Genomic DNA, 25,732 nt, shown 5'->3' with positions numbered 1-25,732 from the left:
GCCGCAAGTTGCAGCCGCCGCAAAATCAACGGGCTGCCGTTATTAGGTCAGCAAACGGCACCTAACTTATGGATATATTCCCTTCCGCGGCGTGACGGTGCATACAGGCATCGTTGCGTAAGCGGTTGTTTGTTAACCTTGGTAAATGGTCTTTGGTCATGTGTTCAAAACTGACCGGGCGGGTGCGCATCCTTGTTCCCGCCCGGTCGTGAACCGGCAAGAGGTCGCGGGATCCGTTCCTGACATGGTTGCGTCTTTATTGGGCACGGCCGGATCCCTACTCGCGTCTGGCGATTCCTCTTGCCCATACATATCGAACAATAAACAGCGGACCGGTCCTTGCAGCGGCAGGGTCCGGCCGGCCTGAAACGACAAAGGCCGCCCCTAAAGGCGGCCTTTGCGCGTGATTGACGCCGCAGGCTCAGCCGCGCGCGCGCACAACCTGCAACAGCGGCATGACCTCGGACATGTCCGGCCCATGCGCCTGGCCGGTCAGGGCCTTGCGCAACGGCATGAACAGGCCCTTGCCCTTGCGGCCGGTCGCCTGCTTGACCGCATTGGTGAACTCGCCCCAGCTCGCATCGGTATAGGGCGGCGGCGGCAAGAGCTTCATCGCCTCGGCGATGAAATCGGCATCCTCGGCGTCGATCTGCGGCTCGGCCCCCGTCGAGAAGATCTGCCACCAGCCCGCCAGGTCGTCCAGCCGGGTGATGTTCTGCGAGGCGACGCGCCAGAACCGCTCGGCCAGCTCGTCCGGCACGCCCAGCGCGGCGATCCGGTCCCTGACCTCGGCGAAGGGGCGCGACTGGTTGGCCTCGCGCGTCAGCGGCCACAGGTCTTCGGCATCGAACTTGGTGGGCGAGGCGCCGAATTGCGACAGGTCGAACCCCTCGGCCAGTTCGTCCAGCGACATCCGCAACTCGACCGGCTGCGACGAGCCCAGCCGCGCCATCAGCGACAAGAGCGCCTCCGGCGCCACGCCGTTTTCGCGCAGGTCGCGGATCGACAGCGTGCCCAGGCGCTTGGACAGTTCCTCGCCCTGCGCGCCGGTCAGCAGGCTGTGATGGGCAAAGGTCGGCGGTTCGGCTCCCAGCGCGCGGATGATCTGGATCTGCGTCGCGGTATTGGTCACATGGTCGGCGCCGCGCACGATATGGGTCACGCCCATCTCGGCGTCGTCGACCGAACTCGCGAAGGTGTAAAGCACCTGCCCGTCGGCGCGGATCAGCACCGGGTCCGAGACCGAGGCCGCGTCGATGGAAATCTCGCCCAGGATGCCGTCCCGCCACTCGATCCGCTCCCGGTCCAGCAGGAAGCGCCAATAGCCGGCGCGGCCCTCGGCGCGCAGCCGGTCCTTGTCCTCGGCCGAAAGCCTCAGCCCGGCGCGGTCATAGACCGGCGGCTTGCCCATGTTGAGCTGCTTCTTGCGCTTCAGGTCCAGCTCGGTCGGGGTCTCGAACACCTCGTAGAGCCGCCCGGCTGCGCGCAGTCCCTGCGCCGCCTCGGCATAGCGGTCGAGGCGATCCGACTGCCGCTCGATCCGGTCCCATTGCAGGCCCAGCCATTCCAGGTCGCGCTGGATGCCGTCGGCATATTCCTGCTTCGACCGTTCGCGGTCGGTATCGTCCAGGCGCAGGATGAAGGTGCCGCCCGCCTTGCGCGCGATCAGATAGTTCATCAGCGCCGTGCGCAGGTTGCCGACATGGATGTGGCCGGTGGGCGAAGGGGCGAAACGGGTGGTGGTCATGGGGATCTCCTGTCGGCTTCGCTCTTTCACAAACGGCGGTTTTTGTCCATATCGGGGACCAAAGACGAGGTGAGCCGATGCTTGACTGGAAGAATGCCGAGGCCCCCGACGCGGCCATGATCGAGGAATTGGCGCGCGAGGCCATCGCCGGCCTGCCGCCGGAATTCGCCGGTCCGGCCGCCCAGGTGGTGCTGCGCGTCGAGGATTTCGCCAGCGAGGAATTCCTGGACGAGTTGGAGATCGACGACCCGCTGGAGCTGACCGGGCTCTATGACGGCGTGCCGATGACCGAGAAATCCGCCAGCGCGCCGCAGCATTTTCCCGACACGGTCTGGCTGTTTCGCCGCGCCATCCTGGACGAATGGGCCTCGCGCGGGGACGTAACGCTGGGCCAGCTGGTCGCGCATGTCGTGGTGCATGAATTCGCCCATCATTTCGGCTGGTCGGACGACGACATCGCCGCCATCGACCGCTGGTGGGAATGATGGAGCAGGCGCCGATCCTGACCATCACCCTGAACCCGGCGCTGGACGTGACCACCGGCACGCGCCAGGTGGTGCCCGACATCAAGCTGCGCTGCGAGGCGCCGCGCTTCGATCCGGGCGGCGGCGGCATCAATGTCAGCCGCGCGATCCGCGCCATGGGCGGCGACAGTACGGCGCTGGTCGCGCTTGGCGGCGCCACCGGGCAGCGCATCGCCGAGCTGCTGGCGGAAACCGGCGTCCCGCTGATGACCCTGCCCGCGCCGGGCGAGACGCGTCAGTCCCTGACCGTGGACGACCGCACCATCCGCCAGCAATACCGTTTCGTCATGCCCGGCCCGGAATGGTCCGCCGACGATGTCGAGACCGCGCTGCAAGCCGCCACCGGCGCCGCCGAGCCCGGTGCGCTGGTTGTGCTGTCCGGCTCGAACCCGCCGGGCGTGCCGGCGCGCTTCGCGGCCATGCTGGCCGAGCGGCTGCGCGGCACCGGCGCACGGCTGGTCGTGGACACGTCGGGCGAGGCGCTGGCCGAGGTGGCCGCCGCCACCGACCGCCGGGTCGAGATCCTGCGCATGGACGACGAGGAAGCCGCGGGACTGGCCGGCCATCCCCTGCCCTTCCGCGCCGACACCGCCGGTTTCGCGGCCAGTCTCGTGGCCTCGGGGGCCGCGCATGGGGTGATCGTGGCGCGGGGTCGCGATGGCAATATCATCGCCACCGACCAGGGCATCTGGCATGCCGAGGCCGCGCGGGTGCAGGTGGTCAGCAAGGTCGGCGCCGGCGACAGCTTCCTGGCCGGCTTCACGCTGGGCCATGCCCGCGGCTGGCCGGTCCGCGATGCGCTGGGGCTGGCGGCCGCCGCCGCCTCGGCCGCGGTGCAGACGCCGGCGACCGAGCTCTGCCGGGGCGAGGATGTCGAACGGCTGTTCGCCGCCCGCGTGGTGACGCAGATGCGAGGCCCGAGCTAGTCGCGCCCGTCCATGCGGACGAAATCCAGCACGCTGCCCTGCGCGGGGGCCAGTTCCGACCAGTCGTCGATCTGGAAATCGACGACCAGCGTCGCCGCCGTCGGATAGCGGCGGAAATCCGGGTCCAGCGGTGCCCGCGCCGGCAGCATGGCGGCGAATTCGGCAATGCCGGGATTGTGGCCGATCATCATCACCGTCGGCGCCGAGGCGCTGCGCAGGATCTCCAGCATCTTCTGGGGCGCGGCGTGGTAAAGGCCCGGCTCGTAACGGATATGCGGCCGCACCTCCAGGGGCGCCATGGCGATGCCGGCCCAGGTCTCGCGCGTGCGCTCGGCGGTCGAGCACAGCACTTCCTCGGGCTCGTAGCCGCGACTGGCCAGCCAGTCGCCCAGCTCGCGCGCCGAGCGGCGGCCGCGCGCATTCAGCGGCCGGTCGTGGTCGGGCTGCGCCGGATCGTCCCAGGACGATTTCGCATGGCGGGTCAGGATCAGACGGCAGTGCCCGAGTGGAGTCATCGAATTGCCTTTTCGGCCAGACGGTTAAAATTACGCGACGTCGCCGAGCCTGCCATAGCTTCCGCCGGGCGGGCAAGCCCTCTCTTTCGGGCGCGATGCCGCGCCGGTCACAGGCCGCTGTCCCCCTGGCGCAAGCCGCGCGGCTTGACCCGCGGCTCGGTCGAGCGGATCAGCGAGCCGGCGCCATGTTCGGTGAACAGTTCCAGCAGGCAGGCATTGGGCACCCGCCCGTCCAGGATCACCACGGCGCGCACGCCTTCCTCCAGCGCCTTCAGCGCCGTCTCGGTCTTGGGGATCATGCCGCCGGCGATGGTGCCGTCGGCGATCATCGCCCGCACCTGGTCGGGATGCATCGCCGTCACCACCTCGCCCGAAGCGTCCTTGACCCCCGAGACATCGGTCAGAAGCAGCAGCCGGTCAGCCTTGAGCGCACCGGCGATCGCCCCCGCGGCGGTGTCGCCGTTGACGTTGAAGGTCTCGTTATCCTCCATCCCCGTGGCCACCGGGGCGATGACCGGGATCAGCCCGGCATTGTAGAGGTCGCGGATGATCTGCACGTTCATTTCGACCGGGCGGCCGACGAAGCCCAGTTCCGGGTCGTCCGGCGCGCAGACCATCAGGTCGTCGTCCTTGCCGGAAATGCCGACAGCGCGGCCGCCGGCATCGTTGATCGCCTGCACGATCCGCTTGTTGACCAGCCCGGACAGCACCATCTCGACCACCTCGACGGTCTCGCGGGTGGTGACGCGCTTGCCGCGCACGAAGCGGCTTTCAATGCCCAGCTTGCCCAGCAGGTCGTTGATCATCGGCCCGCCGCCATGGCAGACGACCGGATGGATGCCCACCTGCCGCATCAGCACGATGTCGCGGGCGAATTCGGCCATCGCCTCGTCGTCGCCCATGGCATTGCCGCCGAACTTCACCACCACCACCGCGCCCGAATATCGCTGCATATAGGGCAGCGCTTCGGACAAAGTGCGGGCGGTGGCGATCCAGTCACGGTTCATGTTCTGCTTTCTCATCAGGGGCCCCTGTTCGTCGCACCCGACCCTAGGACGCGGGCGCCGATCAGTCCAGAGCGGCTATGATGGCGCGCAGCGTGGCAATGCCCTGCCCCTTGTCCGAGCTTGTGATCACAAGCTCGGGATAGGCGGCAGGATGCTTTTGCAGCGCCTCCTGCACCTGCGCGACGGTGGCCTCCATCGCCTCTCTGCCGATCTTGTCGGCCTTGGTCAGCACCACCTGGAAGGGCACGGCGGAGCGGTCGAGCAGCTTCATGATCTCGTGATCGACATCCTTCACGCCATGGCGCGAATCGATTAGCGTGAAGGCGCGGCGCAAGGTCGCCCGGCCAGCCAGGTAGTTCTTCAGCAGCGCCTGCCATTTCGCCACCACCGCCACCGGCGCCTTGGCAAAGCCATAGCCCGGCAGGTCGACCAGATAGGCCTGCTCGCCCAGGGTGAAATAGTTGATCTCCTGCGTGCGGCCGGGCGTGTTCGACGCCCGCGCCAGCCCGTTCCGGCCGGTCAGCGCGTTGATCAGGCTGGACTTGCCGACATTCGAGCGGCCGGCAAAACAGACCTCGGGCCGGTCGGCGGGCGGCAGCCCATCCATGGCGACCACGCCCTTGAGGAAATCGACCGGGCCGGCGAACAGCTTGCGCGCCGCCTCGGCGGTCTCGGCATCCGGCTCGGGGGCGACGGGAAAGGCGACCTTCATGCCCGCACCTCGTCACCCAGCGCGATCTCGCCGCCACTCACCACTTCGGCATAGATGCCGAAATCGCGATGGCCGAACTGCGCCTCCAGCGTCTCGGGCATGTCGATGTCGATGCGGCCGGTGGCCGGATCGGCGCTGGTCGCGGGGCAGCGGCCGATGGTCTCGGTCACGCGCAACTCGACCTCGCCCAGGGTCAGGACATGGCCGATCAGTTCGCGCTCGGCATAGGGCTGCCAGCCCTCAAGCCACAGGTTTCCGCGCCAGCGTTCGATACCGAGCGGCTGGCCCAGCCGCCCTTCCAGATCGGCCAGGCTGGACAGCGACAGGATCGAGATCCAGGGCTGGTTCGCATCGGTCCAGCCTGTCGGGCCGCGCACCAGCCGCGTCGGCGCCGGCTTGTCCGCAGGCCAGAGCGGGCGCACCCATTCGACGAGGCGCGACCCCTCGGTCTCGGGGTCGAACTCCAGCTCGGGCAGGTCGGGATGGGTCAGGCGGATGCGGCCCCCTTCCGCGCCCTCGCCCCAGCCGCCGCGCACCGCCTGCAGCCCGGCCGAGGCCGCGCCGCGCAGAAAGCAGGATTTCGGCAGCCAGCGCCCCGGCACCTCGCCGGCGTGGCGCTCGCCCGCTGCGGTGAGCAGCGCCCAGAGCCGGTCGCCCGGCAGGCGCCGCGCCGCATCCAGCCGGGTGCGGCGCAGATCCTCGCCGCCGATCGCCTTGATCGGGTGCCGGCGGATCCGGGCAATGCGGGCGGTCATTTGCCGCCCTTGTCCCCGCCCTTTTCGCCCGCCTTGGCCTCGGTCTTGGCGCGTGACGGCAGGCTGGAGCGGATATTGCCGAAGAAGTCGGGCCGGTGGCCGTGCATCGACATGATCGTGTATTGCTGGATGATGGTGATGGTGTTGTTGGTGATCCAGTACAGCACCAGACCCGAGGCGAAGCCGCCCAGCATCAGCATGAACACCCAAGGCATCCAGGCGAAGATCATCTTCTGCGCCGGATCGGTCGGGGCCGGGTTCAGTTTCTGCTGCATCCACATCGAGATGCCCAGCAGGATCGCCAGCACCGGCAGGGTGAAGCTGTGCAGGAAGCTGCCCTGGCCCGGCGCCGCCCAGGGCAAGAGGCCGAACAGGTTCCACAGGCTGGACGGGTCGGGCGCGGCAAGGTCGCGGATCCAGCCGATCCAGGGCGCATGGCGCAGCTCGATGGTGACGAAGATCACCTTGTAGAGCGCGAAGAAGATCGGGATCTGCAGCAGCACCGGCAGGCAGCCCGCGGCGGGGTTCACCTTCTCGCGCTTGTAAAGCTCCATCACCTCTTTCTGGAACTTCATCCGGTCGTCGCCGGTGCGCTGCTTGATCGCCTCCATCTCGGGCTGCAGCTCCTTCATCTTGGCCATCGAGATGTAGGATTTGCGCGCCAGCGGGAAGACCAGCAGCTTCAGCACGAAGGTCAGCGCGATGATCGCCCAGCCCATGTTGCCGATCATACCGTGCAGCCAGTGCAGCAGGCGGAAGATCGGCTTGGTCAGGAAATAGAACCAGCCCCAGTCGATGGAATCGACGAAACGGTCGATGCCGGGGGCTTCCTGGTAGCCGTTGATGACCTCCCAGACCTTGGCGCCGGCGAAGAGATAGCTCGAGCTGGTGCCGGTCGCGCCGGGGGCGACGGTCTGCACCGGCATCCGCGCCTCGGTCTGGTAGATGTCGGCGCCGGGGGCGTATTTCACCACCGCGGTAAAGGACTGGCCGGGCGCGGGCGCCAGCGTGGTCATCCAGTACTTGTCGGTAAAGCCGATCCAGCCGTTTTCCTGCACCTCGATCAGCTGGGCCGGCCCCTCGCCCGGCAGCGGGTCGAGCTTGGCCATGTCCTTGTATTTTTCTTCCAGCAGCTTGCCATCGGTCATGCCGACCGCGCCCTCGTGCAGGACGAAGAAATTCTGGGTATCGGGCTTGCCGTGCCGCGCCAGGATGCCATAGGGCGCCGCCGCGAAGGGCGCGGCCCCGGTGTTTTCAAGCGACTGGGTCACGGTGAACAGGAACTTGTCGTCCAGCTCATAGGTGCGGCGGAAGATCTGGCCGGCGCCGTTGTCCCAGCGCAGCGTGACCGGCTGGCCGGGCGCGAGGGTCGAGCCGGATTCGACCTCCCACATGGTGGCCGGGCCGGGAACCAGGGCCGGATCGGTGCCGGCGGCCGGCATCCAGCCATAGACCGCGTAATAGGGTTTCTGCACCGCGACCTCGGCATTGCCGCCCGGCGCGACCGGGCTGCCTTCGGCCTGCACGGTGGTCTGGGCGGTCGGCGACAGCAGGCGGACATAGGGCGAGCGGGAATCCAGCGTCTCGTGATAGCCGGTCAGCTCCAGGTCGTCGATGCGGCCGCCGGCCAGCGAGATCGTGCCGGCGAGCGAGGGAGATTCGATCCTGACCCGCCCGGCATTGGCGGAAGGATCGTTGCTTGCCGCCGCGGGCTCCAGCTCCGGCGCCGCGCCCTGCGGCACCGCGCCGGGCGTCGCCGGGGCGCCGGTTTCGGGCTGGGGGACGCCCTGGCTGCTGGCCGGCACCGTATCCTGCGCGGGCGGCACCGGCTCGGGGGCGAAGAAAATCGACCAGACGAGCATGACGAGGGCGGAAAGCACCATCGCCAGGATGAGGTTGCGGTTGTTGTCTTGCATGCCGGACCAGCCCTTCGTCGTCACCCAGTCTGAGGGTTCGGGCCGCTTCAACAGAAGCGACCGGCAAAGGTCAAGGGAATTTGCCGGAAAACCGGCTCAGTTTCCGCGCCGATCGGATGTCCCGCCCTCCGACCCGGTGCGTCCGACGCGGTTCCTCGGCTCATCCTGGCCCCACCCGTCCGGGCCTTCGCTCGGCCGGGCCCCCAATCGTCCGGGGCCTGCCGGACAGGCGGCGCGGCCCTCCTGCGCCCAGCCCCGTCCCGCCGGCCCGGGTCGCGGCCTCGGCAGGGGCCGCGCGCGGCGCGGCCCGGCACCAAGGCGCGGGCGCCGCGGGCGCATCGTTTCACGGCGCGACCGGCCCCGGCCGGGCGCAGCCGCCAAACCCCATGCGGCGCGGACGCGAGACTTTACCCCGACGTCGCAACCGGCCCCGGCCGTCACGCCTTGCGGCGCAGGTCGAACGGTGCGGGCAGCGCATGGTCGTGGTCCAGCAGGAATTCATCGACCGCCCCGGCGTCCAACGGCAGGGCCACCGCCGGTCCCTGCACCGCGTCGAATCCGATCTGCGCCAGGAAGGCGTTCTCCTCCGGCGTGGCGACCCCGTCGGCCACGGTCGCCAGGCCCAGGTGTTCCGCCAGCGCCAGGATGGCCAGGATCATGCGCCGCTGGTCGGCGCGCAGGTCGCAGCCGGCGATGAATTCGCGCCCGATCCGCACCCGCCCGATGCCGAAGCGGCGCAGATCATCAAGGCTGGCGCTGCCGGTGCCGAACTCCCCCAGGGCCAGCGAGCAGCCCGCGGCGGTCAGGCGCTGCAAGCTGGCGGTGACCGGCCGGCGCCCGCCGCCGCGGCCGATCGGCTCGCTCACCTCGATTTCCAGGCGCTGCGGGGCCAGGTCGTTGCGCTCCAGCTCCCACAGGATCATGTCGGCGAGGACAGGATCGCCCAGCATGCGGTCGGACAGCGGCAAGGACAGCAGCGGCACCGGCCGGCCCAGGCGATCCCAGCCGCGCAGGCCGGTGAAAGCCTGGCGCAGCAGTTCGGCCACGACCTGTCCCAGCACCGCGTCGTCCAGCCGCGGCGCCAATTCGGCCAGGTCGCAATCGTCGCCGCCGTCCATCCGCATCCGCGGCAAGGCCCGCAGCGCCCGCACCTGCCCGGTGTCGCAGCAAAGCTGTGGCTGGAACAGTACCCCCACCCGGTCGAGCGCCGAGCCCGCCAGCCCGCCGGTTTCGGCCTGCGGCCCCGTCTCGACGAAGCGGATCTGGCCCGCGGCCGAGAACGGGCTCAGCCCCTGCAGGGCCATGCGGCCATGGACGTAAAGCGCCGCCGCCTCTTGTCGGCCGGTTTCGTCGCTGACGATGGCGGCGTTCACCACCGGGCAGATGCGCAGGTCCGGCAGATCGATCCCCTCCGAACAGATGGCCTGCAATCGCGCCAGCAAGCCCGGCACCGCCTGCTGGCGCCCGATGGCGATCAGCCCCAGGATTTCGCCACAGCCAGGGCTGCGGCCCTGCGGCAAAAGCCGCAGTTCCCCCACCAGCCGCAGCATGAGCCTGTCCAGCATCCGCTCCAGCACCGCGGGGCCGATGCTGGCGCGCAGCATCTCGACATTCTCGACCCGCAGCACCAGCGCCAGCCGGGTTCTGCCCTGCGCCGCACCCTGCCCCCTGACCAGCCTTGCCAGCCCCGAGGCGGCCCCAGCGATTCCGTAAGCCATTGCCTGATCCGAATCTTGTTCCACGGATCGCAGCCTAGGCCGAGGACGCTTTTCGCTCCGTTAATGTTCGCGCAGGATCGGCACGTCTTTTTCGCTAAAATCCGACATATCCGGCATCAGCGCGGTGAAATCGAACAGCTTGGGATCCGGCAGATGCGAGGGGCGCACGTTCATCAGCGCCCGGAACATCACCTGGCGCCGGCCGGGCGCGCGCGTTTCCCATTCGTCCAGCAGCTTCTTGACCTGCATGCGCTGCAAGCCCTCCTGGCTGCCGCAAAGGTCGCAGGGAATCACCGGATAGTTCATCGCTCGGGCGAAGCGGTCGCAATCGGCCTCGGCCACGAAAGCCAGCGGGCGCAACACGTTCAGGTCGCCTTCCTCGTTCAGCAGCTTGGGCGGCATCGAGGCCAGCCTGCCGCCGTGGAACAGGTTCATGAAGAAGGTCTCCAGGATGTCGTCGCGGTGATGGCCCAGCACCACGGCCTGGCAGCCCTCTTCGCGGGCGATGCGGTAGAGATTGCCGCGCCGCAGCCGCGAACACAGGCTGCAATAGGTCCGGCCCGCGGGCACCTTTTCCTTCACGATGGAATAGGTGTCCTGGTATTCGATGCGATGCGGCACGCCGCGCTCGGTCAGGAATTGCGGCAGCACCGTCGCCGGAAAGCCCGGCTGGCCCTGGTCGAGATTGCAGGCCAGCAGTTCCACCGGCAGCAGGCCGCGCCATTTCAGCTCGTGCAGCACGGCCAGCAGCGTATAGCTGTCCTTGCCGCCCGACAGGCAGACCAGCCAGCGGTCGCCGGGGCGAACCATGTCATAGGTCTCGATCGCGGCGCGGGTTTCGCGCACCAGGCGCTTGCGCAGCTTGCGGAACTCGGTCGAGCCGGGCGCGCCGGAAAACAGCGGATGGATTTCCTCCGCCTCATGGTCCTGGGTTTCGCCGGTCTCGTCCCGCATCTGTCGATCCTTGTCGCCTTTGCGCCCTGATGAAAGCGCCGCCTTGGTCCTGCGCCTTGCGCCTCAGTCCTGCGGCGGCGTCTCGCTGCCCGGCACGGGGTCGAAGCCATGCCCGCCCCAGGGATGGCAGCGACAGACCCGCCGCGCCGCCAGCCAGCCGCCCTTGGCCGCGCCATGCCGCTCCAGCGCCTCCAGCGCATAGGCCGAGCAGGTCGGCTGGAAGCGGCAGCCATGCCCGACCCAGGGGCTGGCCACCAGCCGATAGGCCCGTACCGGCAGCGCCAGAAGTTGCGCCAGCGGGGTCACTTCCCCTCGCCCCGCGCGCCATGCACCCGAGACAGCGCCGCCGCCAGATCGGCGCGCAATTCGGCAAAGCCGCGCTCGACCGTGGCGCCGGGACGCCCGACCAGCACGTAATCCCAACCCGGCCGCGCCGCGCCCGGCATGACCTCGCGCGCCAGCGCGCGCAGCCGGCGCTTGGCACGGTTGCGCGTCACGGCATTGCCCAGCTTTTTCGAACAGGTGAAGCCGACCCGGATCGCCTGCCCCGCCTCGTCCTCGGGGCGGCGGCGGGCCTGAAGCAGAAAGCCGGCCGTGCCCTGCCGCCGGGCAGAGGCGGCACGCAGGAAATCCGCCCGCTTGCACAGGGTTTCCAGCCGCACGCCCGAAACGGCAGAAGCCGCCCTGTCCGGCATCGCATCTGCGCGGGTCCGGTCAGCGGCGGCGGCTTTGGGGGTGCTGTCCATCACGGCAAGCCCACGCCCTGCGGCGCGGGCTTACGCGCTGAGGGTCTTGCGGCCCTTGGCGCGGCGGGCGTTGATCACGCGGCGGCCGCCCTTGGTCGCCATGCGCGCGCGAAAGCCGTGGCGGCGGGCGCGAACCAGGTTCGACGGCTGGTAGGTGCGTTTCGACATCTTTCAACTCCGGGTCGGGGCGGGTCAGGGTATGGGCCATCGGCCCACGCAGGACGCGCCGGTCATTCGAGGCCCGCTGGATAGTCGCCCCCGCGGGCCAAGTCAACCACGTTGAAAGGATTTCGCGGCTGCGGCAGGTTCGAGGGGAACCGGGACCGTGTCACGCAGGTTTGAACTGCACAATACCAACCATTATGTGATGCAACGGCGCCGCGACGAGGGGAATAGCAGAACCGACCATGTCCCTGAATAGCTTATCGGGCCGATTCGCGGTGATCACCGGCATTTTCGTGCTTCTGGCCGAATTGCTGATCCTGCTGCCCTCGATCGCGAATTACCGGCTGGATTTCCTGGAATCGCGGCTGGAGCGGGCGCAGATCGCCAGCCTGGCGCTGCTGGCGACCGACGAATCGCTGGCCGCGGACCTGGAATCGGAACTGCTGGAGAATGCCGGCGTCTTCAACGTCGTGCTGCGGCGCAACGACGTGCGCCAGTTGGTGCTGTCCTCGCCGATTCCGGGACCGATCGCGGCCACCTACGACCTGCGCGACCAGCCGTTCTGGACCTCGATCCGCGACGGGCTGGCGCAGTTGGCCGACCCGCAGAACCGGGTGATCCGGGTCATCGGCGCGCCGGTGAACCAGGCCGGGCAGCTGATCGAGATCACCACCGACACCCAGCGGCTGCGCACCGAGATGATCGATTACGGCCTGCGGCTCTTGCTGATCTCGGCCGCCTTCTCGGTCCTGACCGCACTGCTTCTGAACCTGGCGGCGCAGCGGCTGCTGCTGGTGCCGATCCGGCGCGTCATCAGCCACATGACCGCCTATGCCAGCGCCCCCGAGGACGCGCGCTCGATCATCACCCCCAACGCCCGGCTAACCGAACTGAACGAGGCCGAGACGGCGCTTGCCGCCATGCAGCGTACCGTGACCTCGGCGCTCAAGCAAAAGGACCGGCTGGCGCAACTGGGCCAGGCGGTGGCCCGCATCAGCCACGACCTGCGCAACATCCTGACCACGGCGCAGATCTTCGCCGACCGGCTGGAGACCAGCGCCGACCCGGCGGTGCGCCGCGCCGCGCCCAAGCTGGTGAACTCGATCAGCCGGGCAGTGAATCTGTGCGAGACGACGCTGGCCTTCGGCAAGGCCGAGGAGCCGGCACCGGCGCTGTCGCGCTTCAACCTTTCGGCGCTGGTGAGCGAGGTGACCGAGGGCGAGGCGCTGGCCTCGGACCATCCCGAGGGCGCCGAGCCGATCGAGTTCCTGACCGACGTGCCCGCCAGCCTGACGATCCGCGCCGACCGCGACCAGCTGTTCCGGGTGCTGTCGAACCTGGTGCGCAATGCCCGCCAGGCCATCGAGGCCACGCGCCGGCCCGGCACCATCGAGATCGGCGCCGGCGAGGACGAGCAGGAATGGTGGATCCGCATCGGCGACACCGGCCCCGGCCTGCCGAAAAAGGCGCGGGACTTCCTGTTCCAGCCCTTCTCGGGCGGATCGCGCAAGGGCGGCACCGGGCTTGGCCTGGCCATCGCCGCCGACCTGGTGCGCAACCATGGCGGCCGGCTGGAGCTTTTGCGCAGCGACGAAGAGGGCACGCAGTTCATCCTGCACCTGCCGCGCGAGCTGGCCGGGCTGGCCTCGCAGGCCGAGACCACGGCGGGTTAGGCTGTTCGCGCGGATTTTCAGAAAAAGTTTGCGATGAAGGTCGTTTTGGCCTTGCACCCCCCCGGCGCTCACTCTAAATCACCGGCTCACAGCGGACCCGTAGCTCAGCTGGATAGAGCACCAGACTACGAATCTGGGGGTCGGGCGTTCGAATCGCTCCGGGTCCGCCATTTCTCCCATTGAAGATGCTAGGTCATGTTGACAAATGGCGGAGCCAGAGGCGGATCGACGTGATGTCGATGAAGCCCAGGAAGCTTTCGGCGGTCTTGTCGTAGCGGGTGGCGACGCGACGGGCATTCTTGAGCTTGTTGAAGCACCGCTCAACGAGATTGCGCAGGCGGTAGAGCCTGCGGTCAACGGCGACCCGTAGCTTCCGGGTTTTGCGCATGGGGATGACCGGCACCACGTCGCGCACCTCCATGGTCTTGCGGATGTTGTCGGAGTCGTAGCCGCGGTCTGCGAGCAGAACGCTTGGCTCGGGCAGGTTGTCAGCCATGACCAGATCGAAGCCGAGGTAGTCCGATGTCTGCCCGGCCGTGATCTCGGTTCTCATGGGCAGGCCTGCCGCATTGACCCGCAGATGGATCTTGGTCGTGAAGCCACCTCGCGAGCGGCCGAAACCTTGGCGCGGAGTCCCCCTTTTGCGCCCGCTGCCTGATGATGAGCGCGAACCACGGTGCTGTCGATCATCTGCAGCGCATCCGGCACGATCCGGCTCTCGTTCAGCGCCTCCAGGATCTGTTCCCACAGCCCCGCCAACGTCCAGCGCCGGAACTGCCGATAGACAGACGACCATTTGCCGAACTCTTCCGGCAGGTCGCGCCAGGGCGACCCCGTTCGGGCGATCCAGAAAATCCCATCCAGAACAAGCCGATGGTTCGTGGGCTTGCGGCCGTTCGGAGAACGGACAGCCAGGATGAAGCGTTCAAAGAACGCCCACTCGTCGTTCGACATCAGGTTTCGTGCCACGCTGGTCTCCATTGCAGATACCAGCTTGAATCACGATCACCGCGCCCGGTGAATCCCTTTTGTCAACACGCCCTAGCGAAGAGGAATGCCTGGAAAGCGCCCAGCTCGCCATCGATGCAGGGTTCGAATATCTGACCGGAACGCTGTTTTACCCTTCCGTGGTCGAACTTCTGAAAGGAACGGGTATCAAATATTATCCGTTCGTCGGTGATGTCGGCGGCAGCCCCGTAACCCTGAAAGGAGCGCTCGAAGAAATCCTGGCGGATGCAAAGCGCCTGGAGAAAGCCGGAGTGAGTGGCCTGGATCTGGTTGCCTATCGCTATGCGGATGGCGACCCGGTCGAGCTTGCCAAAAAGCTGGTCGCGGCTGCCTCTGCGGACGTGATCATCGCCGGCAGCATTTCGAGTGTCGAAAGGCTGCGCGTTGTCGATAACATCAATCCCTTTGCCTTCACCATGGGGGGCGCCCTTTTCGACGGGAAATTCGCGCCCGATGGCGATTTTCGCGAAAACCTCGAAGCCGTTGTCGACGTCATGGCTTCGATCTGAAACCCCAAACCAACGAGGTGAGTCATGAATAGCGAAATCAAGAAGCAATCCGAGACCACGATCTTCATGGAAGGCGCCGAAATGTGCCGCCTTTAGGAAGGTCTGAAAAACCTCGCGCCTCGCGCGCCTTGAGGTAGACTGGGCGGGACATCAGAGGATGCGCCCCGATGCCCAAGCAGCCTGCCTTTCCCGGCCTCCGCCAATCGATGAAGAAGAAGCAGACGCGGCGGGAGAAGTTCCTCGCCGAGATGGAGGCTGTGGTGCCGTGGAGCCGCCTCCTTTCACTGATCGAGCCGCACTACCCCAAGGCTGGGCCGAAGGGCGGGCGACCCCCGATGCCGCTGGAGACGATGCTGCGGGTCTACTTCCTGCAGCAGTGGTACGCCCTGAGCGATCCGCTGGCCGAGGAGATACTGTATGACAGCGACGCCATGCGGCAGTTCGCGGGCATCGAGCTTGGCGACGATCGGATCCCCGACGAGACCACGATCCTGAACTTCCGCCACCTGCTGGAGAAGCACCGACTGACCGAGCAGCTGTTCGCCGAGGTGAACAGCCATTTGGCCGATCAGGGGATCACGCTGCGCTCCGGGACACTGGTGGACGCAACCATCATCGACGCGCCCTCGTCGACCAAGAACGAGGCAAAGGCCCGCGACCCCGAGATGTCATCCACGAAGAAGGGCAATACCTGGTACTTCGGCATGAAGGCGCATGTGGGCGTCGATGCTGACAGCGGCATCGTGCACAGCCTCGAGACGACGACGGCGAAGGTCCATGACAGCCAGGTCTGGGACGCGCTCCTGCACGGCGGGGAGACATCAGTCTGGGCGGACAGGGGCTATGTCAGCGCGGCGCGGGAGGCCGCGTTCTCCGGGCCGGGCAAGTTCTGGGGCGTCATGCGCAAGGCGCCAAGGGGCGGTGCGCTGCATCCCGTCGACGCGGACATCAACCGGGTCATCGCCAGGGTGCGCGCTCGGGTCGAGCATCCCTTCCGGGTAATCAAGCAGCAGTTCGGGTATCTCAAGACCCGCTACCGCGGGCTTGCAAAGAACCGTGCTCAGCTCTTCACCCTGTTCGCCCTCGGCAACCTGTTCCTCGTCCGACGAAGGCTGCTGGCATGAGGTGGAGTCTGCCCACAGGTGCCGATCCCGGCCCTTCGAACGGGCCGATACCCGGAAATCGTCGGCATACCCGGTCGACGTGCCCTCGTCAGACCGCCTCTGCCCGAAAATCCGCGAAGCCGAAGCGGTAGTTCAGACGATCCTTTACTACAAGACCGACAAGCTGACCTTCGGCTCGTCGCAACTGAGCCCCGGCCAGACCGGCGCGGTCGACAAGGGCCATCCGAATTCGCATGAAGTATTCTTCTGCGCCCGTGGCACGGTCCTGCTGATGTGCGGCGACAAATATTACGAGATGCACGAGGGCGATGCGGTTCTGGTCCCGCCGTCCGAACCTCATCAGCTGACGAACATCGGCTCCGAAATTGCGCTGGTTACCTGGAGCCTGGCGCCGAGTGAGAACTGATCGCCGCTCGGCGCTCTGATGCAGGGAGAGAGAGTAATATGAAATACGTCATGGGAGTAGACGTCGGGACGACAGCGATCAAGGCGGCGCTGTTCGCCGAGGACGGCTCGATCAAGGGAAGTTATACTTGCGAGTACAAGCTCCAGACCCCGGCCTCGGGTTGGGTCGAGCTTGACGCACAGGCCTATATCGACGCTTTCAAGCGCGCCGTCACGAAGGCGATCGAGGTTTCCGGGGTTTCCAGGGCGGAGATCGCCTCCCTGGGAATCTCGGCCCAGGGTGAGACGCTGTTCTGCCTGGACGGAAATGACCAACCGCTTCGGCCGGCCATCGTCTGGATGGACAATCGCGCCAACAAGGAAGCCGACTGGATCGAAGAACAGCTTGGGAGGAGGACCATTCACAGCACGACGGGTCAGGTCGGCATGTCCGCCATCTGGCCCGCCTCCAAGATCCTGTGGCTCAGGAACAACGAACCCGAGACCTTTGCGAAGACTGCGAAGTTCCTGCTGATCGAGGATTTCTTCATCCTGCTTCTGACGGGCCAATACGCATCGGAGGATTCGCTTCTCTGCTCCACGATGTATTGGGATATCAATACGCGCGGATACTGGCCTGATATGCTGAGGTTGCTGGGCATTCAGGAAGCGCAGCTGCCGCAGATCCACCACCCCGGCACGCCCATCGGCAATGTGACCCCCGAGGCGGCATCGGAGTTCGGTTTATCCACTGATACACTGATCTGCCTTGGCGCGCTGGATCAGGCTTGCGGCGCCGTCGGCGTGGGAAATGTCAAACCCGGTATCTTTTCAGAAAGCACGGGGGCGGCACTTGCCTCGGTCGCCATGGCGACCGAACCGGTCATTGATCCCGCCGGGGAAATTCCTTGTTTTGCCAGCGGAATTCCGGGAATGTATATGGTGCATTCCTATTCCACCGGTGGCATGGCGATCCGCTGGTATCGCGACACCTTCTGCGCCGGCGAATTGGCGTCTGAACATGCGGGCGGGATCAACGCCTATCAGGCAATCGACGCAGCGGTGGAGTCCATCCCACCGGGCGCGGATGGTTTGCGGGTTCTGCCCCATCTCCAGGGCTCGGGGCCGCCGGATACCGATGACGAAGCGAAAGGCGTTTTCCTGAACGTGACTCTTGCGCACTCCAAATCTCATTTCGCACGCGGGATCATGGAGGGGGTCACCATGGTGCTTCTGCGGATGATCGAGTCAACCCGGATCCTGGGTGTGGATGTGAAGGAAATCCGCTCTCTCAGCGGAGGGGCCAAGAGCCGTGCCTGGTGCCAGATCAAGGCAAATGCCTCCGGCCTGCCGGTTCACACCATGAAAACCACCGAAGCCGCTGCCTGTCTCGGCGCAGCCATTCTGGCGGGTGTCGGTGCCGGAATATGGAGATCCGTCGAAGAGACGGCAATGCGATTGGCTGAATATGACCTGGAATATAGCCCGGACACATCGCATCGGGCGCTCTATGAGAGAATGCTTTCCGACTACAAGCTGCTGATGACGGAAGCCTCACCGTTGTTCAGGAAGCTCGCGGCGGCATGATCCACCGTTCCGACAGGCAAGGGAATCTGTCCCTTGCCTGTCCCTTATTGCGCGCGCAGCCGGCCTGAAAACGGTCTTGCTGCAGCATGCGTGGCCTGCTGCCAAATGTGCAGGTCAAGGGCAAAGACCTGAACACCCGGCAGGAGCCGGAAAAAATCTCTCATAATTTTCAATGCCCTGCCAGAGCAGTCAGGTTGGGAAAGGTCATTTCACGCTTCGCAGAACAGCGCATCTGCCAGCCGGGCCGCAAAACCGCATCTGGCGAAATCGCGTCAAAGGTGTAGCCTTGTTCTTGCAGCAAGGAGCCGATGCGCATGTCCCGAAAGACCGCCCGCTATGTGATCGTTCCCGACGACAACGTCTTCAACGACAGCATGGAGACCACCAGCTTCCAGCTGTTTCGCGCTATGCACCGGCGGCTGTTTCGCGCCTCCGGGGCAAGACCCGCGGACAGCATGGTGCAGGGCGCCTGCGAAGGCTCGGCGCCGGCGACAAGGCCACGCCTGCGGATGCTGGAGACCGAGGTCGGCCGCATCCGGCTGCTCGATTCCATCGGCGAGAACGAGGCCTCGCTGGTCAGCATGACCCCCGAGCAGGCCCGCGAATTGCAGCGCGCCTATCCCGGCCTGCGCGTGCGGCGCGAATTGCGGCTTTACCCGCTGCGCTACGGCCGGCTCAACATCATCCGCAAGGAAGCCAAGCCCGCCGCCTTCCGCTCGGCCAAGGCGCTTGAGCTGCGCTGCGTCGATGCGGCCAGCGGCAAGCCGGTCGCCGGGGCCTCGGTGGTGGTGGTGCTGGACAGGCGGCGTAGCTTCGGCATCTCGGATGCGGTGACGGACAAGGACGGGCGGTTCCGCACGCCCCTGCCCGCCGGCCAGACCCGGATCGACGCAGTGATCTGCCAGCCGCTGGCCGGATACTGGCCCGGCGGTACCGAGGACATCCCCGTCAAGGCAGAGGGCGTGACGGAGTTGGAACTGCCGCTGGTGCCCATCGCGGCGGATTTCCCGGACGGGCTGGAGCGGATGCTGGCGCCGGCGAAAAAGGCCGACGGGCGCGGCGTCCGCGTCGCCATCGTGGACACCGGCGTCGATCCCGCCAGAGGGCTGAACCTTGAGCGCGGGCTGAACACCACCGGGACCGAGCCCGCCGACGAATGGTTCGACAACGGCACCGGCCACGGCACCCATGTCGCCGGCATCGTGGCGCGGGTCGCGCCCGACGTGGTGCTGCATTCCTATCGCGTCTTCGAAAAGGGCGCGGGCGGGGCCAGCGAATTTGCCATCGCCCGCGCCATCCGCCAGGCGGTCGAGGACGGCTGCGACATCGTCAACCTGAGCCTGGGCCAATCCTCGGAGCCCATCGCGATCTCGCGCGAGGTTCGCCGCGCCCGCGCCCTGGGCGTGGTCTGCGTCGCGGCGGCGGGCAACGACTACATGTCGCCCGTCTCGTATCCGGCGCGCTCGGGCGTGGTGGCGGCGGTCTCGGCCGGGGGCGTGCTGGACGCCTGGCCAAAGGGCGCGATCACCGGACGAAATGTCGCAGCCGACCCGGCCCCCGTCCAGGACCGCTTTTTCGCCCGATTCAGCAATATCGGACCGGAAGTGGACTTTATCGGACCGGGGGTCGGTATTATATCTTGGGTCGACAAGACCTCGAAAGGGGTGATGGACGGCACCTCGATGGCCTGTCCCGCCGTGGCCGGGCTGATGGCGCGATTGCTGTCCCGCACCCCCGAAATCCTTTCGGCAGAGCGCAACCAGCAGCGCTCTGACGATATTATCAAGCTGGCGAACAGCCATGCTGTTCCGATCGGTTTCGGCCCCCGCTACGAAGGTGCCGGCCTGATCGACCAGAAATGACGGCGCAGAGGTATGACCATGAAGGCCGAACGCAAGAAGACCCCGAGCTGCATGCTCGTCTATTCCGATGACCGCGACCCCAGCCGCGAGGAAACCGCCGAGGTGCTGGACCAGCTGAAGCCGTTTCCCGCCGAGGAGGTCGTGCCGGGCACGATCCGGGTCAAGGGCAGCGTGCAGGACGTGCGCAAATGCCTGGGCGATCTTGCGCATTGGCGATTGGCGCAGGAAAGGATCTTCCGGCTCAATCCCCCGCACAAGGCACAGCTGCGCTGATGCGGCGCGGCTTCGGCCCGCCCGCCGGGCCGGACCCGCTGCGGGTGGCCGAGACGCCGCTGCCGCTGGAAAGCTATGGCGACCGGCAGGGCTATGACCCCCGCTTCATCCTGCCCGACCAGCCCCTGCCCCTGCCCGGACCGGGCCGCTGGGCGGACGATCTGGTGGACCTGGTTCCCGAGGCGCGCGATCCCGGCGGGGACGGGACCGAGATCCGCTATACCCATTTTTCGGTCCGCATGTCGCGTTCGCGCGGCCTGCCGCTTTACAGCGCCTGCAACATCGACGGCAGCCGGTCCCGGCGCGGCCTGCCGCGCAGCGACGTCTGGCGGCGCGATCCGCGCATCGACCCGCAGGTGCAGAACCTGCGCGAAGGCTATGGCCAAGACCACCAGGGCCTGTTCAGCCGCGGCCACCTGACCCGGCGCGAGGATCCGAACTGGGGTGCGCCCGAGATCGCGCGGCAGGCCGATGCCGACACCTTCCACATCACCAATGCCGCCCCGCAGCGCCAGGGCTTCAACGGCGGCATCTGGCTGGCACTCGAGGATTACGTGCTGGACAATGCCGACCGCGCCAACCTGAAGGTGACGGTGATCACCGGCCCCATGCTCTCGGCCGGGGATCCGGTCTATTACAACCGCCAGATCCCCACCGCCTTCTGGAAGATCCTGGCCTTCGTCCATGCCGAAACCGGCGAGCTTACGACCATCGGCTATCGCCGTTCGCAGATGGACTACCTGCCCCGGCCGGCGGGCGGGCGCTTCGTCTTCGGCGATTTCCGCGACAGCCAGGTGCCGATCCGCGCCATCGCGCAGGAAAGCGGGCTGGAGCTTGCCGCCTATGCCGCGCTGGACGTGATGGCCGGTGCTTCGCCCGAGATGGAAATCGCTGTCGCCCGCGCCACCGATTTCTACCTGTCGCGCTGATCCGCCGCTTCCGCCCCGACCGGAAAGCCCTGGGCCAGGATGCGCTCGGCCAGGACGGCGGGGATGGCGCCGGGGGTGCGGCCGCGCTCGGCGCCCAGGCGGGTGCGCACGAAAGCCCCGGCCAGGTCGGCATCGCCCTGGAGCAGCAGCACGGCACCGGCCAGCAGCAGGGCGCTGCGCTCGGTGAACCAGCGCGCCTCGGCCTCGGGCACGCCGCCGCCCCAGCACTCGCGATGCGCGGCCAGCGCCGCGTCAAAGGCCGGGTCCAACCCCCGCGCGCCATCCAGCCGCGCCGCCAGCGTCTCGGCCGCCAGGGGTTCGCGCGCCAGCGTGCGCAGCACGTCGAGGCAGATCACATTGCCCGATCCTTCCCAGATGCCGTTCAGCGGCGCCTCGCGGTACAGCAGCGGCAGGGGCGTGTCCTCGACATAGCCCATGCCGCCCAGCACCTCCATCGCCTCGGCCACGACCATGGGACACAGCTTGTTCGACAGGTATTTCGCCAGCGCCATGCCGATGCGGGCAAAGGCGCGATCCTCGGCCGCCTGGCCGTCGAAGCTGGCGGCGACATGCAGGCCAAGCGCCAGGCAGCCCAGCCAGTCCAGCATCAGATCGGCCAGCACCGAGCGCATCAGCGGCTGGTCGATCAGCCGGCGCTGGAAGGCGCTGCGATGGGCGGTCCAGTGATGCGCCTCGCGCAGCGCCGCCCGCATCAGCCCGGCCGGCGCCATGGCGGTGTCGAGCCGGGTGTGATGCACCATGGCAAGGATGGTGCGGATGCCGGCGCCCTCCTCGCCGATCCGCCAGGCCAGGGCGCGCTGATATTCGATCTCGGCCGAGCCGTTCGAGCGGTTGCCGAGCTTGTCCTTGAGCCGCTGGATGCGGATGGCGTTGCGCCCGCCCTCCAGCCAGCGCGGCACCAGAAAGCAGGTCAGCCCGCGCCCGGTCCGCGCCAGGGTCAGGAACCCGTCCGACATCGGCGCCGAGCAGAACCATTTATGCCCGGTCAGCCGCCAGGCGCCCCCGTCCGGCTCGGCCCGCGTGGTATTGGCGCGCAGGTCCGAGCCGCCCTGCTTTTCCGTCATCGCCATGCCCAGCGTCGCGCCCTGCTTGGCGGAAAGCGGCAGCACCGCCGGGTCGTAGCGCCGCGAGAGCAGCGCCGCCCGCCAGTCGCCCGGCAGATCGCCGGCGCCCGAAACGACCGGGATGGCGGCATAGGTCATGGTCAGCGGGCAGCAATGCCCCGGCTCGACCTGGCTGGCCAGATAGACCATGGCGGCATGGGTCAGGTGACCGGCCGGCCGGCCCTCCCAGGCGACCGAATGATAGCCGGCGGCGATGGAATCGCGCATGAAACGGTGCCAGGCGGGGTGAAAGCGCAGCTCGTCCAGCCGCCTGCCGCCGCTGTCGAACAGCACAAGCTCGGGCGGGTGGCGGTTGGCATCGCGCGCCGCCCCCGCCATCTCGGCCCGGCCCAAAAGCGCGCCGTAACGGGCCGGCCCCTCGGCCTGCCCGCCGCCGGCCTCCAGCATGGCGCGCAGGGCCGGATCGTCGCGCCACAGGTCGCGGTCGCCGGGCGCGGCCGGCTGGTTCAGCACCTCATGCGTGCCCAGATCCGCCGTCGGATCGATATGCATGGCCAGGCCCTCCTGCTGCCGCCTGCCGGGCGATCCTAACCCGGAAGGCCACCGCGCCGCGAGTCCCGACGGGGAAATAGGCGGCCCGCGCGAAGCGCATGGAAAACCGCGGCCGCCCGCATCGGGGCAGTCGCGGCATCAGGCATGGTTCGGGCCGGCGGTCAGGCGCGTTCGGGGACGGGCAGGTCGAGCCAGTCCTTGTAGAAGGTCTCGATATCCGGCTCGAAGTCGTGGATCACCGGATACCAGGGCGTCGGCGCCTCGACATCCAGCAGATCGCCGGAAAGCGGGCAGAAATATTCGCGGATCACCTGCCATTCCGGCGAGGGCGCCATCAGGCGGGGATAAAGCTCCTCCATCCTTTCGGCGGTCTCGCGCACGCGGATGCGGGCGTGCAGCTTCCAGTTCTGGTCCCATTCGCAGAAATCATGGCCGGCCTGGCTGCGGATCATCCATTTCCGGTCCGACTGGCGCTGCACGATGTAAAGCTTGGGCCCCAGCGGCAGGATGATCGGGTCGTCCCAGTCCACCTGTTCCTGCAGGATCTCCAGGTAGATCTGGAAGCGTTCGCGGTCCTTGGGCGTGGACAGCATGGTGTGCAGCGTGTCGCGGTCGATCTTGCCGTCCACCAGGTCTTTGATCTTGGCTTTGGTATAGGCCATCTTTTCCTCCATTGGATGGGCCTGAAAGAACGGCTGCGCCCGAGGGGGACGGGCGCAGCCCCGGGCGTCATTCCTCGACGAATTGCACGGTCCGGACGTCCGGCAGTTCCGAGATGTCCATCGAGTATTCGCGCCCGTAGGACGGGATCGGCAGGTCGGCCTCCATCAGCTTCCAGTCCGCCGGCAGGTTCCAGAAGCTGCGGAACTGCTGCTCGAAGCGCGGGCCCAGCTTGAACGAGGCGGCATACATCTGCTGGACATGCACGCCGGCCTCCTTGGCCAGGATGCGCTGGCGCTCGCCCGCCATCCATTCCTGCGTCGGCACCGATTCCTCCAGCCGCTGCTTGCGGATGGCGCGGCGCCGGGCCTCGGTCGCGGCGGCGTCCACGCCCTTCATGCCGTCGCCGGCACCCTTCAGCACCACGCCATAGACGCTGTCGGCAAAGCGGGGCAGCAGATAGCCGCCGTTCACGTCGTCGGCCACCTTCTGCGGCTCGCGGTCCAGGGGATCGCCGAAGCCCGGCCCGCCGCGCATGTAGTTCAGATAGAGGTCGTAATCCTTGAACATCGCCTCGGTGGTGATGGCCTGCTTGTCGCGCTTGATCCGCGCATCGGGCAGCATCGCCTCCCAGCTCGGGTTCTCGGGGTCGGTGTCGCCGCCATGCGGGATGGCGCCGCCCTGGGCGATGATCTCCTGAAGCCGGGTGTCATGCGCCTCGAAGCGATAGCCCGAGGCCGCCGGATAGCCGCCCATCAGCCCCCAGTCCGAGCTGATATGACCGTTGCCCATGAAGAACATCGTCCAGTCCTTGGCGTTCCAGACCATGCGCAGGCTTTCGAAGCCGCAGCCGCCGCGATACTTGCCGGCGCCGCCGGAGCTGGCCTTGATCTGCCGGCCCAGATAGACCAGCGGCTCGGCCAGTTCCCAGATCTCCATGTCGCCCATGTCGCCTTCCGGGTTCCAGACCGCGGCGGCATGGCTGATGCCGTCCATATGCGCGCTGGCGCCCACGCCGTTCGCGGCGCATTCGAACGAGTTCACGGCATGGATCTCGTCATACTGGTTGAAGCCGCCTCCCTGCAGCCAATTCGAGGTATTGGCGTTGCCGGCGTTCACTTCTTCCAGATAGCCGCGGCCGAAATAGGCGCGGCTGAGACCCCGCCACAGCGCCGTCCAGGAGCTGACCAGGAAGTGCCAGGAATAGCTGAAGGCGACGCGCCGGTCGTCCGGGTTCATCCAGGTGCCCTTGGGCAGGCGGAACTCGGTCCCGTAGGCGGCGCCGTCGTTGATCATCTCGGTCGGGATCAGCGATTGCGTCATCATCACCCAGATGCCGCTGGTGAAGCTGACCTGATGGGCGTTGTAGGTGTGCCAGCCCCAGCGGCTTGATCCCTCGAAATCCAGCCGCCAGGTGCCGTCGCCGCGGATGGTGATCTCGGAGGGCGTGTGCATGATCGTATCGACCTTGGCGAAGTCGGAGGGCACCCGCACGTCGTCATGCGCATAGGGCACGTCCACGAATCCGACCTGGCGATACTTGCCGGGGATGGTCATCGCCTTGATGCGGGCCTGCAGGCCGATGCGGCCGTGTTCGACCGATTCATAGGCGAATTTCCAATAGGCCTCGATGCCCTCGTCGGCGATCACCTCCTGCACCAGGTCGCGGATCATGTGGCAGCCGGCGACGCGGGTGCGCTCGTCCAGCATCCAGTAGCGGGTGGTGCGCACCATGCGCTGGCTTTCATGCAGCCAGTCGCGCTTCAGCTCGTCATTCTCGCCGATCTTGCGGCAGGTGATGGAATAGCCGTCGCCGAAACGCTGCACCTGCCCCGTGGACATCGAGCCCGGCCCGACCGAGCCGGTGTCGATCACATGGGTCACGCCGCCGACCCAGCCGATCAGCTCGCCCTCGTGAAAGATTGGCACGATGGTGTGGATGTCGCAGGGATGGACATTGCCGATCAGGCTGTCGTTGTTGCAGAAGATGTCCTTGTCGCGGATGCCGGGGTTATGCTCCCAGCCGTTCTCGATCATGTATTTGATCGCCGCGCCCATGGTGCCGACATGGATGATGATGCCGGTCGAGGTCAGGATCGAATCGCCCGCCGCGTTGTAGAGGGTGAAGCACAGCTCGCCCTCCTGCTCGACGATGGGCGAGGCGGCGATCTTCTTGGCGGTCTCGCGGGCGTCGACCACCCCGGCGCGAAGCCGCGAGAACAGCTTGTTGTATTTGATCGGGTCGCTGTCGCGCAGCTCCAGCCGGTCGAGGCCGGCGTAATGTTTCGTGCGCTTGGTGGCCTCCATCAACCGGTCGCGATGCTGCTTCAGCGTCTCGCCGCCGCGGACGATGCCGCGCGTCTCGACTTTGGATTGCATGTTCATGATGTTTCCTCCCCGG

Annotated in this window: 24 protein-coding genes, 1 tRNA gene and 1 pseudogene; 11 read left to right on the top strand and 15 right to left on the bottom strand. The window is 67.1% G+C overall.

The window, feature by feature from the left end; genetic code table 11:
- Window positions 1-421: 421 nt before the first annotated feature.
- Window positions 422-1,747 carry a glutamate--tRNA ligase gene (gene gltX / locus ESD82_RS13735; protein ID WP_147428107.1) on the bottom strand — a complete coding sequence of 442 codons (1,326 nt, stop codon included), beginning with the start codon at window positions 1,745-1,747 and terminating at the stop codon, window positions 422-424.
- 77 nt (window positions 1,748-1,824) lie between these two features.
- Between gltX and ESD82_RS13730 the strand changes: the two genes are divergently transcribed.
- Both ESD82_RS13730 and ESD82_RS13725 read left to right on the top strand, forming a co-directional pair.
- Window positions 1,825-2,232: a metallopeptidase family protein gene (locus ESD82_RS13730; RefSeq protein ID WP_024845318.1), complete on the top strand. Its 408-nt coding sequence runs from the start codon at window positions 1,825-1,827 to the stop codon at window positions 2,230-2,232.
- Window positions 2,232-3,197: a 1-phosphofructokinase family hexose kinase gene (locus ESD82_RS13725; RefSeq protein WP_024845319.1), complete on the top strand. Its 966-nt coding sequence runs from the start codon at window positions 2,232-2,234 to the stop codon at window positions 3,195-3,197. Before ESD82_RS13730 ends, ESD82_RS13725 begins: the two co-directional genes overlap by 1 nt.
- Here ESD82_RS13725 and ESD82_RS13720 read toward each other — a convergent pair.
- The 10 genes from ESD82_RS13720 to rpmH form a co-directional block, all read right to left on the bottom strand.
- Complete coding sequence (locus tag ESD82_RS13720; RefSeq protein WP_024845320.1) at window positions 3,194-3,712, bottom strand: SixA phosphatase family protein; 519 nt, start codon at window positions 3,710-3,712, stop codon at window positions 3,194-3,196. The two genes, ESD82_RS13725 and ESD82_RS13720, sit on opposite strands and share 4 nt — an antisense overlap.
- 107 nt (window positions 3,713-3,819) lie before the next feature.
- Window positions 3,820-4,719, bottom strand: coding sequence for an acetylglutamate kinase (argB, locus tag ESD82_RS13715; protein ID WP_024845321.1), 900 nt, complete (start codon window positions 4,717-4,719; stop codon window positions 3,820-3,822).
- A gap of 61 nt (window positions 4,720-4,780) precedes the next feature.
- Window positions 4,781-5,431 (bottom strand): ribosome biogenesis GTP-binding protein YihA/YsxC, encoded by a 651-nt coding sequence (yihA, locus tag ESD82_RS13710; protein WP_024845322.1) that lies wholly within the window; start codon window positions 5,429-5,431, stop codon window positions 4,781-4,783.
- Complete coding sequence (locus tag ESD82_RS13705) at window positions 5,428-6,186, bottom strand: MOSC domain-containing protein (protein ID WP_024845323.1); 759 nt, start codon at window positions 6,184-6,186, stop codon at window positions 5,428-5,430. Before ESD82_RS13705 ends, yihA begins: the two co-directional genes overlap by 4 nt.
- Window positions 6,183-8,102, bottom strand: coding sequence for a membrane protein insertase YidC (gene yidC / locus ESD82_RS13700; protein ID WP_024845324.1), 1,920 nt, complete (start codon window positions 8,100-8,102; stop codon window positions 6,183-6,185). The genes ESD82_RS13705 and yidC overlap by 4 nt, the downstream gene beginning before the upstream one ends.
- 437 nt (window positions 8,103-8,539) lie before the next feature.
- A complete protein-coding gene (locus ESD82_RS13695; RefSeq protein ID WP_147428108.1) occupies window positions 8,540-9,820 on the bottom strand; it encodes an EAL domain-containing protein in 1,281 nt (426 codons plus the stop codon).
- A gap of 60 nt (window positions 9,821-9,880) precedes the next feature.
- Complete coding sequence (gene ttcA / locus ESD82_RS13690; protein WP_024845326.1) at window positions 9,881-10,774, bottom strand: tRNA 2-thiocytidine(32) synthetase TtcA; 894 nt, start codon at window positions 10,772-10,774, stop codon at window positions 9,881-9,883.
- A 63-nt stretch (window positions 10,775-10,837) separates the two neighbouring features.
- Window positions 10,838-11,080, bottom strand: a complete 243-nt coding sequence (gene yidD / locus ESD82_RS13685) for a membrane protein insertion efficiency factor YidD (RefSeq protein WP_024845327.1) — start codon at window positions 11,078-11,080, stop codon at window positions 10,838-10,840.
- A complete protein-coding gene (gene rnpA / locus ESD82_RS13680) occupies window positions 11,077-11,520 on the bottom strand; it encodes a ribonuclease P protein component (RefSeq protein ID WP_147428109.1) in 444 nt (147 codons plus the stop codon). The genes yidD and rnpA overlap by 4 nt, the downstream gene beginning before the upstream one ends.
- 30 nt (window positions 11,521-11,550) lie before the next feature.
- Window positions 11,551-11,688 carry a 50S ribosomal protein L34 gene (gene rpmH, locus ESD82_RS13675; RefSeq protein ID WP_011747211.1) on the bottom strand — a complete coding sequence of 46 codons (138 nt, stop codon included), beginning with the start codon at window positions 11,686-11,688 and terminating at the stop codon, window positions 11,551-11,553.
- 239 nt (window positions 11,689-11,927) lie between these two features.
- Between rpmH and ESD82_RS13670 the strand changes: the two genes are divergently transcribed.
- Both ESD82_RS13670 and ESD82_RS13665 read left to right on the top strand, forming a co-directional pair.
- On the top strand, window positions 11,928-13,358 hold the full coding sequence (locus tag ESD82_RS13670; protein WP_024845329.1) for an ATP-binding protein: 1,431 nt from the start codon (window positions 11,928-11,930) through the stop codon (window positions 13,356-13,358).
- A gap of 93 nt (window positions 13,359-13,451) precedes the next feature.
- A tRNA-Arg gene (locus ESD82_RS13665) sits at window positions 13,452-13,528 on the top strand.
- A 23-nt stretch (window positions 13,529-13,551) separates the two neighbouring features.
- On the opposite strand, the pseudogene ESD82_RS13660 reads toward ESD82_RS13665, so the two are convergent.
- Window positions 13,552-14,312 (bottom strand): annotated as a pseudogene (locus ESD82_RS13660) (IS5 family transposase).
- Between the two features lie 74 nt (window positions 14,313-14,386).
- On the opposite strand from ESD82_RS13660, the gene ESD82_RS13655 reads away from it, so the two are divergent.
- From ESD82_RS13655 to ESD82_RS13625, 7 genes are all read left to right on the top strand, one after another.
- On the top strand, window positions 14,387-14,875 hold the full coding sequence (locus ESD82_RS13655; protein ID WP_147428110.1) for a beta/alpha barrel domain-containing protein: 489 nt from the start codon (window positions 14,387-14,389) through the stop codon (window positions 14,873-14,875).
- Window positions 14,876-15,042: 167 nt separating this feature from the next.
- Entirely contained in the window at window positions 15,043-15,999 is a 957-nt protein-coding gene (locus ESD82_RS13650) for an IS5 family transposase (protein ID WP_147427392.1), read from the top strand.
- Window positions 16,000-16,078: 79 nt separating this feature from the next.
- Complete coding sequence (locus ESD82_RS21825; RefSeq protein WP_167521766.1) at window positions 16,079-16,405, top strand: cupin domain-containing protein; 327 nt, start codon at window positions 16,079-16,081, stop codon at window positions 16,403-16,405.
- 38 nt (window positions 16,406-16,443) lie between these two features.
- Window positions 16,444-17,970, top strand: a complete 1,527-nt coding sequence (locus ESD82_RS13640) for a xylulokinase (RefSeq protein ID WP_147428112.1) — start codon at window positions 16,444-16,446, stop codon at window positions 17,968-17,970.
- Between the two features lie 314 nt (window positions 17,971-18,284).
- Window positions 18,285-19,832: a S8 family serine peptidase gene (locus ESD82_RS13635; RefSeq protein ID WP_231493200.1), complete on the top strand. Its 1,548-nt coding sequence runs from the start codon at window positions 18,285-18,287 to the stop codon at window positions 19,830-19,832.
- A gap of 12 nt (window positions 19,833-19,844) precedes the next feature.
- The gene (locus ESD82_RS13630; RefSeq protein WP_024845003.1) at window positions 19,845-20,105 is read left to right on the top strand and encodes a hypothetical protein; all 261 of its coding nucleotides are present in this window, start codon (window positions 19,845-19,847) and stop codon (window positions 20,103-20,105) included.
- Window positions 20,105-21,034 carry a DNA/RNA non-specific endonuclease gene (locus ESD82_RS13625; protein WP_167521765.1) on the top strand — a complete coding sequence of 310 codons (930 nt, stop codon included), beginning with the start codon at window positions 20,105-20,107 and terminating at the stop codon, window positions 21,032-21,034. The genes ESD82_RS13630 and ESD82_RS13625 overlap by 1 nt, the downstream gene beginning before the upstream one ends.
- On the opposite strand, the gene ESD82_RS13620 is transcribed toward ESD82_RS13625, so the two are convergent.
- The 3 genes from ESD82_RS13620 to ESD82_RS13610 all read right to left on the bottom strand — a co-directional run bounded on the left by ESD82_RS13620 (window position 21,019) and on the right by ESD82_RS13610 (window position 25,716).
- Window positions 21,019-22,671, bottom strand: coding sequence for an acyl-CoA dehydrogenase family protein (locus tag ESD82_RS13620; protein WP_147428114.1), 1,653 nt, complete (start codon window positions 22,669-22,671; stop codon window positions 21,019-21,021). The two genes, ESD82_RS13625 and ESD82_RS13620, sit on opposite strands and share 16 nt — an antisense overlap.
- 161 nt (window positions 22,672-22,832) lie before the next feature.
- Window positions 22,833-23,333, bottom strand: a complete 501-nt coding sequence (locus ESD82_RS13615) for an acetone carboxylase subunit gamma (RefSeq protein WP_024845000.1) — start codon at window positions 23,331-23,333, stop codon at window positions 22,833-22,835.
- A gap of 67 nt (window positions 23,334-23,400) precedes the next feature.
- A complete protein-coding gene (locus ESD82_RS13610) occupies window positions 23,401-25,716 on the bottom strand; it encodes a hydantoinase B/oxoprolinase family protein (RefSeq protein ID WP_147428115.1) in 2,316 nt (771 codons plus the stop codon).
- Window positions 25,717-25,732 lie beyond the last annotated feature (16 nt).

The sequence above is a fragment of the Paracoccus pantotrophus genome, from assembly GCF_008824185.1.
GTDB lineage: Bacteria > Pseudomonadota > Alphaproteobacteria > Rhodobacterales > Rhodobacteraceae > Paracoccus > Paracoccus pantotrophus.
This window is presented reverse-complemented; position numbering and strand designations above follow the sequence as displayed.